Consider the following 13,761-nt stretch of genomic DNA (forward strand, 5'->3'; position numbering starts at 1 on the left):
CCGTGAGAGCAATGTCCGCTCCGCTTCGCTCAGTAGGCGGAGCGGATCCCCCTGTCGCCGTGACATGGGTCACCTCGTCATCCGGAAGCAGCCAGTATGGCACAGTCCGAGGCAAGTGACCCACTAGAGCCCAAGAAGGCTGCCATCTCATCTGCCAGAATCTGCTGGATGTAGGAGGCGCCGATGCCAGCCTGCATCATCGCCGTCGCGTCCACGTTGATCTGAACCACCGGGCGTCGCCCGGCGAGCAGGTCTGCCTGGAAGTTCGGAGGAATGTCCAGCACGAAGGTGTCCCGTCCCCCGTCCATCCGGGAATCCACCTCATCCTGCGTGATGAGGCCCGGCGTCCTGAAAAAGGGCGGCAGGAAGGCTTCCGCAAAGCGTCTCGACAGTGCCGAGTGGTCCTCGTCCACGATTGCGATTGAGGCATTGCGGAGCTCGTGCGAGATGCCGGTCGCCTGGGAATAGACCGCGAGGGAGAAGGAGTAGATCACGAACCCGAGCAGGAAGAGGTCGGAGGCCAAGCTCCGGAGCTCCTTCAGGCCAAGCCAGAGTATGTTCCTGAGGCGCTGCACGGCAATCACCTCTCCTGCTTGCGAAGGGCGAGGATGCTGAGCACAGTCAGTACCGGCACGAAGCCGGCCAGGGTGAGCAGCGGAGCGGCTAGGTCTTGGAGCCCCAGCGCCTTGGTGAAGGTGCCGACGCTCACGGCCATGAAGTAGGTGGAGGGGAATATCGCCCCGATGACCGAGCCGGCCCCGGACAGTGCCGAGGTTGGGACGACCATTCCCGAGAACTGGGTCGCTGGAACCATGGTCAAGATGGCGGTCCCGAAGAGTGCGGCTATCTGCGTAGAGGTGAACGCCGAGACCAGCAGCCCGATTCCCGTGGCGGCGGTGACGTAGAGGAGTGCGCCGAGGCTGAGGGCGAGCAGGCTGCCCTTGATCGGCACCCCAAAGACCAGGACGGCCGTGAGGGTCAGGCCGGCGAAGTTGAGCATGGCCAGAATAATGTAGGGGATCTGCTTGCCAACCAGGAACTCAGCCCGGCGCGTCGGGGTTACATAGAGATTGGCGATCGAGCCGAGCTCCTTCTCCCTAACCACGGCCAGCGCCATGAGGATGGCGGGGATACACATCAGCAGCAGCATGATGACGCCGGGCACCATGGCGTAGAGGCTGCGGAAGTCCTGGTTGTAGCGAAACCGGGTCTCAATGGATGCCGCGGCGGGAGCGGGCGTCCCGTGCCGCGCTGCCCAGTCGGCCAGGAAGCCCTCATGCACCCCCTGCACGTAGCCCTTCACGGTCTCCGCGCGGAAGGTCATCGCCCCGTCGACCCAGGCCGCGACCTCTGGGCGATGTCCACTCACGAGGTCACGCCCGAAGCGCGGCGGGATCTCTAGGGCGAGGCGGAGCTCGCCTGCCTGCATCCGACGCTCCATCTCCGCCTCGTTGTTGATCGGCGGCCGAACCACGAAGTAGCGGCTCGCCTCGAACTCTCTCACATAGGCCCGGCTTTCGGGAGTTTGGTCGAGGTCCAATACGGCGAAGCTGAGCCCCTCCACGTCCATGGTGATGCCAAAGCCGAAGATAAGCATCAGCAAGGCCGTGCCCAGCAGCGCGAAGGCGAGCCGGACCCGATCCCTCAATAGCTCCAGGGCCTCGCGGTGGGCCTGCGCAGCCAAGCGGCGGAGTCCGATGGGCCAGGGCAGGCCCCTGCCCTGCGGTCCTGGTACGGCAGGCGTGGGCTCCTCGACAGCGGGGAGTCCGTCGCCCGCCGCGGCGTCGGAAAGATAGCCGACAAAGGCCTCCTCCAGAGTCGCCGCGCCCCTGGCCTGGAGGAGGCTGGAGGGGGACCCCGTGGCGAGGACCCGGCCCGCATGCATTAATGACACGCGGTCACACCGCGCCGCCTCATTCATGAAGTGAGTCGAGATGAAGACCGTGACGCCCTGACGCCGCGCCAGGTCGGCAAGCAACTCCCAGAAGTTGTCCCGGGCAACCGGGTCGACGCCTGAGGTCGGCTCGTCGAGAATCAGCATCTCGGGCTCGTGCAGCACCGCGACGGCCAACGAGAGCCGTTGCCGGATGCCGAGCGGCAGGCCGCCTGCTGACGTTTCCATGTGCTCCGCCAGGCCGAACTGTGCCTCCAGCGCCTTGATCCGCAGCCGTGCCGTTTTGGAGGAGAGGCCGAAGAGGCGTGCGGAAAGTACGAGGTTCTGGCGCACGGACAGCTCACCGTAGAGCGCGAAGCCCTGCGACATGTAGCCGACCCGGCGGCGCGTCTCGAGGTCGCCCGCCCGCACGGGCTGGCCGAAGAGCCGGGCCTCGCCCTCCGTGGCGGGCAGAAGACCGGTCAGCATCTTCATCGTCGTCGTCTTGCCGCAGCCGTTCGAGCCGATGAACCCGAAGATCTCTCCCCGCTGCACCCGCAGGCTGACATGGTCAACGGCCGTGAAATCGCCGAACCGGCGCGTCAGTCCTTTAGCCTCAATAGCGGGCGCCGCCCCGTCCTGGGCGGGCCGAGGTGGGATCACCACGCGGCGGTGCCCGGCGCGACGCGGCTCGGGCAGCAGGGCGATGAAGGCATCCTCCAGCGTCGTGCAGCCCGTGCGCTCCAGCAGCGCGGCGGGCGCTCCCGTCGCGAGAATCCGCCCGCCGTCCATCGCGGCGAGCCAGTCGAACCCCGCCGCCTCCTCCATGGCGGCCGTTGCCACGACCACGCTCAGTCTCGGCCGCCGCCGCTGCATCCGCCCGACCAGTTCCCAGAACTGCCGCCGGGAGAGCGGATCGACGCCGGTGGTTGGCTCGTCAAGGATCAGCAGATCCGGGTCGTGGATCAGGGCGCAGCAAAGGCCGAGCTTCTGCTTCATACCGCCGGAAAGCTTGCGGGCCGGCCGGTCCCGAAAAGGCGCGAGCCCCGTACTCCGGAGAAGCTCCTGGACTCGCGCCGCGCGCTCAACCTGCGATAGCCCGAAGAGGCGGCCGAAAAAGTCGACGTTCTCCCGCACGCTGAGGTCAGGGTAGAGGTTTCGCCCAAGGCCCTGCGGCATAAAGGCGATGCGCGCGCAAACGGCGTTCCGGTGGTCCTGCCTCCGCATATCACCCCCGAGCACCTGCAACTGCCCGGCCTGAATCCGCCGGGCCCCGGCAACGAGAGAGAGCAGGGTCGATTTCCCGGCGCCGTCCGGGCCCACGAGTCCCACGAGGCCCCCGGCCGGCAGTTCGAGCGTCACCGCGTCAAGCGCCGTAACCTGCCCGTAGCGCTGCGTCACTTCGGCGAGCGACGCAATGCCCCGCCTCGCTCGCATCAGCGCCCCTCCTTGGTGGTTTGCAGCCAGGCGGGCCATGCGGTCTCAGGATCCAGCCGGACGTAGCCCATGCCCGGCAGGCCCGTCCGGACCTCCTCCGCGTGGGCGCGGAGCAGCGCCGGGTCGATCCGGAGCTTGACGCGGAACATCAGCCGCTCGCGCTCGGAGCGCGTCTCCACCGCCTTGGGGGTGAACTGCGCGCGGGGCGATAGGAAGGTCGCATGCGCGGGGATGACCACCCCCGGCAGCGCGTCAAGCACAATCCGCGCCTCCGCCCCCGGCGCCACGCGCCCGGCCTGCTCGGTGGGGAGGAAGATGGACATGGAGACGTCCGTGACGTCGATCAGCGTCAGCACCCGGCCGCCGGCGCCAAGCACTTCCCCGGCATTGGTGAGCTTGTACTGGACACGCCCGTCCCGGGGTGCGGTAAGGAGGCTGTCCGCCAGCTCTGCGTCCAGGCGCTCGATCGCGGCGCGTGCGGCCTCCACCGCCTGCTCGGCCTCGCCGATCTGTGCGACCGCCGTGTTCAGCGCCGCGGCCGCGCCGTCCCGGGCACTGGTGCGCTGGTCCATGGCCTGGCGCGTTGCGAAGCCGCCCTGGAGCAGGCTACGCGTCCGCTCGAACTCGGCCTGGGCAAGCTGGAGGTGGGTGTGCTGCTGCGCGGCCGCAGACCGCCGGGCATCCAGTGCGCGCTGGGCTTGCCGCATCTGTGCCTCAGCCTGGCGACGGGCCGCCTCGATCTCCCTGGTGTCCATGCGGGCCAGTACCTGGCCGGCACGAACCATGTCGCCCTCCTCGGCGAGGACTGCCGAGAGGCGGCCCGCGGTCTTGGCCGCCACGTCCACCGGCTCGGCCTCAATGCGCCCATTTCCCGCCGCGATGCCGGGCGGAAGTTGCGCCTGTCGCTCCTGCCACCAGTGCCACAGCGCGGCCGCACCTCCGCTCAGGGTAACGATCAGGAGGGCAATGCCAGCCAGCCACCGGCGCGCACGACGCGGGTTCGGGCCGCTCCCGCGCGGGGCCAGGAGGACGGGGTGCTCCGCAACCAGTGCCACCGAGGTTCCCGTCGGCGCGCTCTGCGTCGCCTGCATGGTGTCATCGTCAGCCACAGTACCCTCGGCTTGCACTGAAAGACCCGGCCTTGAGCCACGGTCCAACGTCAGGAGTCGTTCCATGCATCCTGCCGGCCGGCTCGCGCCGGCGCGCTGATCTGCATCAGCGCGCCTGCCCACAGTCGCTGCTCTCGTCGTCCCGAGCAGGCCGCCGTGTGGGCGGACACGAGGAGGTTGACCCCCAATGCGCGGCTACAAGAGCGTCATGGTGCACGTGACAACGGAGGAAGGCGCGTCCGCGCGCCTCGCCCTCGCCGCCGACCTAGCGGAGCGTTTAGACGCGCACCTCATCGGTCTCGGTGCAGGCTGCATCAACCTTCCAGTGGACCCCATGGGAGACGGCAGCGCCGCGGCGGTGCTGATTGATATCGAGACGGAGGACCTGCAGCACGAACTGCGCGCGGCCGAGAAGCGATTTTTCGTTTCGACCGGCCCTAAGGCAAATAAGGCTGAGTGGCGCGCCTTCACGGACTTCCCGGCGAACGCACTTGCTCGGGAGGCCCGGGCAGCCGATCTCATCGTGCTTGGGCGCGAGTGGACGCCAGCGACCAGCAACTACAGCTGCGCGGCCAGCCCCGGGGACGTCCTTCTCCGGGCCGGGCGACCGATCCTGCTCGTTCCACCCAAAGTTGAGAGGCTTGAAGCCTCCCGGGTCCTGATCGCCTGGAAGGAGACGCGGGAGGCCCGTCGGGCCGTGATGGACGCGCTGCCGCTGCTCCACGGCGCCGAGCGGGTCAGCGTGCTTGAGGTCTGTGAGGACGAGCTTGACATCGAGAATGCTGCCCGTCGCGCAAACGACGTGGCGCGTTACCTCGTTCGTCATGGGATCGGCGCGGAGGGCAGCGCCTGCGCCCTCCGCGAGAGAACGGTTTGGGCGCAGATTGCACTGGCGGCTCAGGCGCAGGGTGCCGACCTCATCATCTCTGGCGGCTATGGGCACGCCCGGCTGCGGGAGTGGGTCTTCGGTGGGATGACACGGGACCTGCTCCAGCACTCCGATCTGTGCTGCCTGCTGAGCCACTGAGGCGCGGTACGTGGCTGTGCAGGGAGGTGCCCGCGCCGCGGCCTGGGCACTCCTGCGTGACCACGCGGCCCGCCCTCCCCGTGTAGCCGTTCAGGAACAGCCGTGTCGGCTACGTGCCGCGATCTACGAATGGGAACGCGGGCCTGACCTGACGGTCGTTCCTTCCGTCCCGTCAAGTGGAGCCTGCACTCGATCCGGTTCTTGCGATGCACAGTGCTCCGCCCCACCTCCACTTCATGGAGGCGTTCCGCCACGGAGCAGTGCGGCCCGCGAATCCGCCCCTCGAAGTCAGAGGGCATCGTGCTGGAGGTTTAGGCACACCCGGATCGACACAGCATCCGAGCCATCGCGCTGAGCACGAGGAAAGACCGAACGCATGCTCAGCGAGTTGGGCTCGATGGGGAGGAAGCTTCGTCAGGAGGAAACAATCTTTGATGCGCTCGAACTTGCCGGCCCCCGTCCCGCGGCCGCCCAGCTCTGACGCTCCGAGCCCGCGTGTGAGAGACGCCAGACCCTGCAAGGGGTCCGCATCCATTGCAGATGGCTGACCACGTTCAAGTGACCGGGCAGAACTGCCCGATCTGACTGATACAGACGCGAGTGCGGACAAATTTCACGAGAGCCACGTGGACGCCGGTACGACGCTCGTACCGGATGGCCCAAGGCCGGTATTGGCTCAACTATGCGAAGTCAGCACGACAACACACCAGTGACAACGAAACGTGTGCTGCTCTCGATGCCATGTAGGGAGACCCGGAGGGCGCTATATGGGCGCGTCACTCGTGGCGACGGGGACAGCTGCCATAAACCGTTGGGTGGAGCTTGGTGCCCGCGGCAAGGCCGGCCGGATTGCGTCTGCCATGGTGGGTGGCACTGCTCAGCGATAGCTCGAGAGGGGCCGCGACGATCTGCAACGAAGTGGTGCTTGGTTCCAGGTTCATCACGGCGTGTCGGCTCCAACCGGACCACTGCACCGCTTTTTCAAGTGCTACGGTGGCGCCATCGACGGCAGTCCGACCGCAGTACAGCAGGTTGCCACTGATCACGCACCTTTTGTCGGCGCGATGCCTGCCCGGGCCGCCTCTCTGCGGATATGGCGCGGTAATCGCTTGGACATCCTTTACTTCGCTCAGCCACTCCGATCTGCTCATGTGACTGTCCTCAAGGAACAGAGCGAAGCAAGGGATGCTTGCCAAGCAGGCCCGCCCAGTTTCTCCACGCGCCGCTGGGTCTGAGGCAGATCAAGGAAGTTAGGTCGTCGGATTGTTAGCATCCCGACGATATGGAGGGATGGGATGTACCGCTGCGCCGCTTTTGGCTTACTGATGTTTATCGTCGTGAGCCCGTTTCAATGGGCTGGAGCCGCAGATGACCTGGAGGCGGGGCGCCAGATTGCATATGGCGTCTGTGTCAAATGTCACCAAGTTGCGCCCCAGCCACTCGGTGGGGAGCCCGATCCTAGTAAGCCTCCGCCGTTTAGCTGGATAGCTAAACGGAATCCGGAGTACCTGGACGGCGTCCTTTTGCGCCCGCCGCACCCGATGTGGGGAGTTCCCTTCGGCCCTGGCGACGGTCCTGCACTGCGAGCCTGGTTCGAGATGTTGTCGCGTGTGCCGGACTAGAACGCCCCATGCTGCCCCGGGAAGGATCCTGCCGTGGAGAGCAGAGCGGAGTGGCGGCGAGCTGAAATGCAGTCTTCCCCTCAACTAACACTCAAAGTCAGCTCCCAGCGTGAGCTCGTCGTTGGTCCTCTTGGGCAGAGGGTGCGCTGGCAGTATATCGGTCAGCGGGTGAGCAGCCAGGTAAGCAGGCAGGTAAGCAGTACCAGCAGTGCGGTGGCGATAAGTATCACCTCGACGAGCGACCACCATTCCGACCGGTCCGCCCGGCCCTCCTCGGCATATGCTATCGGGCGCGGCATGGGATGGCGTGCCTCAGACATGCCAGGCGGGGCAGCGCTGTCAGGGCGGTTGGCATTGGCCTCACGCAGCTTGATGAGTTAAGCCCTGAGGCGGCCCGTAGCGTTTCTCGATTTCATCTTGCATCCTGTCGCTTGCGGCTATCTCGCGATCTGGGTGGACCGGCGCTGCCGCTCCACCTTGCACCACCGCGCGCCGCCATTTCTTCGTAGGATACAGACGGTTCTCCAGCAGCTGCGCTGATCCAGATCACGCCAGAAGGTGGTAGCATATCTTTGGTCTGAACTTGAGGCGGTGCAACCGGCCACGGCGACAGCCGCCTCGCGGGCGGCCGCCAAGAGATGCCGGCCAGGGTTGGCGAGGACGGACGCTCAGCTGATGCTGTTTCCTACGCGGAGGGGTTCGAGCCTTGCTCCAGGAGGTCGGCGCCCTAGGACCGCTGCTAACGCAGGTAGGCCTCGGCCGCGTACCGCCGCATCATGCGTTGGCTGTGGAAGCGCGCGCCCGTCCTGCAGATCACCTGCTTCATTACGCCGACCCAGCCCGGCCGGTCATGGTGCCAAAGCGGCAGCACCGTCCGCTCGAGCGCCTGGTAGAGGTCCGTCGCGTGCTCGGTCGGCACGCTCCCATCTCGGCCGATTGCCCACCCAGTGACACCCTCATCCCAGGCTTCCACCCACCAGCCGTCAAGTACGCTCAGTTGCGGCACGCCGTTCAGCGCTGCCTTCATGCCGCTGGTCCCAGACGCCTCAAGAGGCGGCATGGGCGTGTTGAGCCAGAGGTCGGCGCCGGCCACCATCACCCGCGCCAGCGCCATGTCGTAGTTGGGCACGAAGACCACGGGTACGGCGCCGACCAGGGCCTGTGCGTGAGCGTGCAACTCGCGGATCAGCGCCTTTCCGCCCTCGTCGCGAGGATGCGCCTTACCCGCGACTACTACTTGGAACGGCAGGTCGCGCGCGATGCGACGGAGGCAGTCGAGGTCGGTGAAGAGAAGGTCCGGCCGCTTGTAGCCCGTCATTCTGCGGGAGAAGACGATGACCGGCCAGTCGTGCCGCAGGCTCGTGCCGCAACGCCGCTGCACTTCGGCCAGGAGTTCTGCCTTCGCCTGCTCGTGGGCCTCCCAGACGGCCGCGTCCGGCAGCCGGTCCATGAGGGAGAGGACGTCGGGATCGTGCGCCCACTCCAGCGTGACGGCCTGGAACAATCGAGCGAATGCCGGGTGCGTCCAGGTCGGAACATGCACGCCGTTGGTGACGGCGTGGATGTGGTAGCCAGGGAACATGCCCCGGGCGGTCTCGGCGTGCCGGGCCGCCACGCCGTTGACCCAGCCACTGAGGTTTAGGGCTAGCCGGGTCATATTCAGCGCGTCCTGCCCGGCGATCAGGCGCAGCTGGTCCGTCTCGAAGAAGTCGCCGAGCAGGCGGCTGGCGAGGTCGTAGGAGAAGCGGTCATGTCCGGCCTCGACGGGTGTGTGGGTCGTGAAAACACACGCGTCGCGCACGGGGTTCACGTCGTATCGGAGCGCCCCGACCCCGAGCTGGGCGTCGTCGAGACGGTGCCGGCGGAGCAAAGACAGGGGCAGGAGAGCCGCGTGCCCCTCGTTTAGGTGCCAGGTGTGGATCTCGAACCCAAGCGCACGCAGCACCCGCTCTCCACCTATGCCCAACACCACCTCCTGCTTCAGGCGGAGCTCGTCGCCACCGCCGTAGAGACGGTCGGTGATCCCACGGTCCGCCGGCACGTTTGCTTCCAACCGGGTGTCGAGGAGGATGACGGGGGCGCAGCCACCATGTGGGCACCTGTGGAGGTAGAGCCAGGGGCGTATCCAGACAGCGCGTCCCTCGATGCGGACCGCCACGGCTGCATCGAGGGCCGTCGCGTGCTTCTCCGGGTCCCAGGGATCGGGTGCGTCCACCTGCTCCCCATCCCCGCCAATCGACTGGCGGAGGTACCCTTCCCGGCTCGCGAGCGTGACGAAGACCATGGGCAACTCCAGGTCCGCGCAGGAGCGCACCGTGTCGCCGGCGAGTACCCCGAGGCCTCCCGAGTAGGTCGGGATCGCTGGCTCGAGGGCAATCTCCATGGAGAGATAGGCGATCCGGGTACGTGCAAGGATGGGATCGAGCATCGGCAAGGAAGGGGCCTTCAGCGGGATATGAGGACGAGGCTGGAGCGTGGCATCAGAACGGGATCACGCGGCGCTGGCCGCTCGGCGCCCGGGTCGGCCGCGTCCCAGGGTGGTGGCGCCGCCGTGTCGATCGCGACCCGCCACTGGCCCGCAGGCGGGGCGGGCAGCATGAAGCGGCTGGATACCGTTCGAGAAGCGTTGAACAGCATGCAGAGCGCCGCAGATGTCGCGCCTTGCTCCCGGACAAGGCAGCCGACGATGTTATGGGGCCCATGCCAGTCTGGCACCCCACCGTCCGGCCCCAGCCAGGTAATCTCAGTGTCGGTGTAGAAGCGGGCAGCCGACAGGACCGGGTGGGCCCGCCGCAGCGCCGACAGGCGGCGCACGAAGCGCGTCAGGTCCGCGTGCCGGAGTGCCTCTCCCCAGTCGTACCATGAGGTCTCGTTGTCCTGGCACCAAGGGTTCGTGTTTCCCCCCTGGGTACGCCGGAACTCGTCTCCGCCCAGCAGCATGGGCGTCCCGCGTGAGACCATCAGGGAGGTGAGGAGGTTGCGTACCTGACGCGCGCGGATGGCCTCGATCGCGGAGTCGGTGCTCGGCCCTTCAACTCCGTTGTTCTCGCCCCAGGACTCCGGCTGCCGCTGTCCAGGCTCTCCGTTCGCTTCGTTGTGGGGCCGAGCGTAGCTGACGAGGTCGTTGAGTGTCGGACCGTCATGGCAGGTGACGAAGTTCACGCTCCGGAAGGGCCCGAGGCACCCAGGCCCGCCCTCGCCGAAGAGATCCTGGCTTCCACAAAGCCGGGTGGCGAAGGCAGCGGTCATCCCGGCGTCCCCGCGCCAGAAGCGCCGCACGTCGTCCCGGTAGTGCGCATTCCACTCCGCCCAGCGGTCCCCGGGGAAGCGTCCGAGCTCGAAGGCACCGGCTGCGTCCCAGGCCTCCGCGATCAGCTTCGTGCCCCGCAGCACCGGGTCCTCGGCGATCTGCTCAAGCAGGGGCGCATTGGGAAGGAGCCCGCCGTCCTCGCCGCGCCCTAGCACCGCAGCCAGGTCGAAGCGGAAGCCATCCACGTGCATCTCGGTCACCCAGTAGCGCAGGCAGTCGATGAGCATGGCGCGGACGATGGGGTGGTTGCAGTTCAGCGTGTTCGCGCAGCCGGTGTAGTCTGCGTAGCCGCCATCCTGCCGCAGGATGTAGTAGATCGAATTGTCGAGCCCTCGGAACGAGAAGGTGGGACCTCCCTCGCCGCCCTCGGCCGTATGGTTGAAGACGATATCTAGGATGACCTCGATGCCGGCCCTGTGCAACTCCCGCACCATCATCTTGAACTCGGTGACGGCAGCGCCGGGCGCTCCCCTACCGTAAAGCGAGCGAGGGGCGAAAAGCGCGACGGGGTCGTAGCCCCAGTAGTTGCGGAGCGGCGGGACAGCCAACGCGCCTAGGTGGGTAGCCGGGACACTTTCAGGCGCTTCTTGGACAGGCATCAGCTCCACCGCCGTGACGCCGAGCGCCTGCAGATAGGGGATCATCTCCGCCACGCCGAGGAAGCGCCCGGCGTGCAGGACGGCGGCCGACCCATGAATGGTGAGGCCTCGCACATGGGTCTCGTAGATCAGCGTCCTCTGCCATGGATGTCTCGGCGGCCGATCGCCAGCCCAGTCGAAGCGATGATCGGCGAGCAGGCACCGTGCCTTCCCCGGGACCAGGGCACCGGTGACGGCGCTCGCGTATGGGTCCAGCAACAAGACGTGCGGGTCGAAGCGGTGCCCCTCCTCCGGGGCCCAAGGGCCCTCCGCACGCAGGGCGTAGGAGTAGCCCCTCAGAGCGCCGACGAAGCGCACGTGCCAGACGTCGCCGGTCCGGTGGTGGTCGGGGTCGAGCACGGCGCTGCGTAGGAGGTCTCCGGCGGGGCTGAAGAGGAGCACGGACACCCGCATCGCGTGGCGGCTCACGACCGCGATGTTGACCCCGTCGGCCGTCTCGGTGGCACCGAGGGGAAGCGGAGCGCCGGGCTCCACCCCGACGGCGCTTGCCGGGGGCTGGGAAGCCAGCATGAACCCGACCTCCTGCTCAGGCGTGCTGCCCTCCGGCGCCGCCGCGTCGCTCAAGCTTGGCCGCCCAGGCTCACCGTGGCAGTGCTCCGGCGTGCGCCGGGGGGGACTAACTCCGGAGCCAGCCGGAAGCACCCCTTGGTGTCCTGGAGCAGCACGTGCACGCGATGACCGAGTCTCCGGACCCGGGCCGCATCCTCCCATGCAGACCGGAGCGCCTCGTCGCGGGTGGCGAAGCGCCCGCAGTGCTGCCCCTGGTAGCACACCGTCCAGTGCTTCTCGTCACGCTGGACGCGGTACTCGAGTTCGGTGACGCAGGTCATGAATGCCTCCTCTGGCAGTGGCAGGAGCCCTTGAGAAGGCCGATCAGGCCACGCCCTCCGCGTCTGGGCCTTGATCTGGGTCAGCGGCGAAGTGAGATTCGATTCGGCGCGCCAAGCATCCGGGGGCCCAGGCTTCCTCCCTAGCGCGCCGACGGTCGCGCCCGATCGCTCAGGCTCAAGATGTATGCGATCACGTCGTCCTGCTCATCGCGGCTCAGCTGGTAGTTCGGCATCAGGACATGCGGGGTCTGGAGGAACGCGCGGAGCGAGAGCGCCGTCGTGGAGGGCATGCGCGCGATGCTGGGGAAGGACGGTGCGGCGTCGGCAACTCGCCCCTGCGTCCCAGCGCCGGTCAGGTGACAGCTGTTGCACCACAACTCGGCCAGACGCCGCCCCGCCTCCACGTCGCCGAGGCTACCCTGCGCCTGGCCCGGCTGCATCGCCGCCAGCACTAGCCCGAGCGAGACAAGTAGCATCCGAGCCATGATCGATCCTTCCAGTTCAGGTTGCACGGGCCCGTTCAGGGGGCGGGGAGCCGGGGCGAAGCTGGAAATGCGCCCTTCCCCAGTGAGATTTGCCCTTGGTAGGCTGTCAGTGCGGCGCGGTGCCGTCGGGCGCTGTTGAAGGTTCGGCGTAGCGGAGCTGGTCGGGCGCCCCGTCGCTCTGCATCCGTCCCGCGGCGGACCTCAGGACGTCGGCTGCCGGCTGCCGCTGACCGGACACGGGCGTTGGCTCCACTGCCGGGCTCAACGCCCCACCCACGAGCAGCGCCTGCCAGAGCTGTCGCACGCTCTGATGCGTGACCTCGGCCACGAAGCAGTTCGCTCGGTCATCCACCCCGTAGAGGGTTCCACCAGCGCCGCCAGAGACCTGAGCCATGGCCCTGTCGATGATGTCCAAGCAGTTGAGGACTTGCGCCGGGTTCTCTAGTCGCGCATGGCTGGTCATGTCGAACAAGCCGAAGACGTGCAGTCCGCTCGGCAGCGCCCTGCCGCCGTCGCGACCTAGCTCGAAGAACACGGCGACGAGGGGCAGGGCACCCTCGATCAGCGAGAGGATCACCCGGGCCTCCCTCGGCCCGATGCCCACGAGCCGTGTCGGCTCCACATGCGCAGGGGGCTCCGCTGGGCCGGCCCAGCCCAGGGTCCTCTCGACCTCCTGCTGCAGCCAGCGGCGGACCTCGGGTGGTGCTCGATGGATCTGCTCCTGCGACAGGGTAATACCAACCATGCTCGTCTCCTCTGGGCCCGGATCGGCAGATGCCGCGCGGGGTGCGCCCGTGCGACATCCAGCAGCCGGACGTCTACCGGCCCTGGCCGGCCGCCTACTTGGCGGCTGCCTTGACCTCAATCTTCCGCGGCTGCTGCGCTGCCTCGGGTGTCTTCGGCAGGGTCACGGTGAGCACGCCCTTGCTGAAGTCCGCGCTGATCTTTTCCCGGTCCACGCTCTGAGGCAGCTGCAGGCTGCGGCGGAACGAGCCGAAGCTCCGCTCCGAGGAGAAGTAGTTCTGCGCCTCCTCGTCCCGCTCATGATTCTTCTCGCCGGAGATGGTGAGGACGTCCCCCGATAGGGAGAGATCAAGGTCGGCCGTATCGATGCCAGGCAGCTCGGCGGTGAGGCGATACTCCTTCTCGCCCTCGACCATGTCGATGGCCGGCGCGCCGAGCCCGAACGAAGGAGCGCCGCGGCCGGACGGCAAGCCGCTGCCGACGCCGCGCCAGAAGTTGTCGAAGATCCGGTCCATCTCTTCACGGAGCGTCGCCAGAGGCTGTCAGGCCGGATCGATCTTGGCCGGCACGGACGCCTGCTCCTTGTTCATCATCGAACCCTCGGGCATGGTCATTTTCCCTTCAGTTTGACTGCCAGCGAAGAGCGGGCCGCCGTGACCAGCACG

11 protein-coding genes are annotated in these 13,761 nt (G+C 67.3%); 1 reads left to right on the forward strand and 10 read right to left on the reverse strand.

Annotation, left to right across the window (positions count from 1 at the left end; all coding sequences use genetic code 11):
- Positions 1-77: 77 nt before the first annotated feature.
- The 3 genes from ACO1BU_RS24960 to ACO1BU_RS24970 are packed head-to-tail and all read right to left on the reverse strand — an operon-like array spanning position 78 to position 4,419.
- On the reverse strand, positions 78-575 hold the full coding sequence (locus ACO1BU_RS24960; protein ID WP_424138686.1) for an ABC transporter permease: 498 nt from the start codon (positions 573-575) through the stop codon (positions 78-80).
- A 5-nt stretch (positions 576-580) separates the two neighbouring features.
- The gene (rbbA, locus tag ACO1BU_RS24965; protein WP_424138687.1) at positions 581-3,310 is read right to left on the reverse strand and encodes a ribosome-associated ATPase/putative transporter RbbA; all 2,730 of its coding nucleotides are present in this window, start codon (positions 3,308-3,310) and stop codon (positions 581-583) included.
- Positions 3,310-4,419, reverse strand: coding sequence for an HlyD family secretion protein (locus ACO1BU_RS24970; protein WP_424138688.1), 1,110 nt, complete (start codon positions 4,417-4,419; stop codon positions 3,310-3,312). Before ACO1BU_RS24970 ends, rbbA begins: the two co-directional genes overlap by 1 nt.
- Before the next feature lie 187 nt (positions 4,420-4,606).
- On the opposite strand from ACO1BU_RS24970, the gene ACO1BU_RS24975 reads away from it, so the two are divergent.
- Positions 4,607-5,446, forward strand: a complete 840-nt coding sequence (locus tag ACO1BU_RS24975) for a hypothetical protein (protein WP_424138689.1) — start codon at positions 4,607-4,609, stop codon at positions 5,444-5,446.
- Positions 5,447-7,229: 1,783 nt separating this feature from the next.
- Here the strand turns inward: ACO1BU_RS24975 and ACO1BU_RS24980 are convergent.
- The 7 genes from ACO1BU_RS24980 to ACO1BU_RS25010 all read right to left on the reverse strand — a co-directional run bounded on the left by ACO1BU_RS24980 (position 7,230) and on the right by ACO1BU_RS25010 (position 13,611).
- Positions 7,230-7,388 (reverse strand): hypothetical protein, encoded by a 159-nt coding sequence (locus ACO1BU_RS24980; protein WP_424138690.1) that lies wholly within the window; start codon positions 7,386-7,388, stop codon positions 7,230-7,232.
- Positions 7,389-7,807: 419 nt separating this feature from the next.
- Positions 7,808-9,496 (reverse strand): alpha-glucan family phosphorylase, encoded by a 1,689-nt coding sequence (glgP, locus tag ACO1BU_RS24985; RefSeq protein ID WP_424138691.1) that lies wholly within the window; start codon positions 9,494-9,496, stop codon positions 7,808-7,810.
- Positions 9,497-9,513: 17 nt separating this feature from the next.
- A complete protein-coding gene (locus ACO1BU_RS24990) occupies positions 9,514-11,601 on the reverse strand; it encodes a glycogen debranching protein (protein WP_424138692.1) in 2,088 nt (695 codons plus the stop codon).
- On the reverse strand, positions 11,598-11,867 hold the full coding sequence (locus tag ACO1BU_RS24995; RefSeq protein ID WP_424138693.1) for a hypothetical protein: 270 nt from the start codon (positions 11,865-11,867) through the stop codon (positions 11,598-11,600). Before ACO1BU_RS24995 ends, ACO1BU_RS24990 begins: the two co-directional genes overlap by 4 nt.
- Positions 11,868-12,007: 140 nt before the next feature.
- Positions 12,008-12,352 (reverse strand): c-type cytochrome, encoded by a 345-nt coding sequence (locus tag ACO1BU_RS25000; protein WP_424138694.1) that lies wholly within the window; start codon positions 12,350-12,352, stop codon positions 12,008-12,010.
- A 106-nt stretch (positions 12,353-12,458) separates the two neighbouring features.
- Positions 12,459-13,097 (reverse strand): hypothetical protein, encoded by a 639-nt coding sequence (locus tag ACO1BU_RS25005; RefSeq protein ID WP_424138695.1) that lies wholly within the window; start codon positions 13,095-13,097, stop codon positions 12,459-12,461.
- A 94-nt stretch (positions 13,098-13,191) separates the two neighbouring features.
- Positions 13,192-13,611, reverse strand: a complete 420-nt coding sequence (locus ACO1BU_RS25010) for an Hsp20/alpha crystallin family protein (RefSeq protein WP_424138696.1) — start codon at positions 13,609-13,611, stop codon at positions 13,192-13,194.
- Between the last annotated feature and the right edge of the window lie 150 nt (positions 13,612-13,761).

The sequence above is a fragment of the Roseomonas chloroacetimidivorans genome (assembly GCF_049629625.1).
In the GTDB taxonomy this organism is placed as follows: Bacteria; Pseudomonadota; Alphaproteobacteria; order Acetobacterales; family Acetobacteraceae; genus Roseomonas; species Roseomonas chloroacetimidivorans.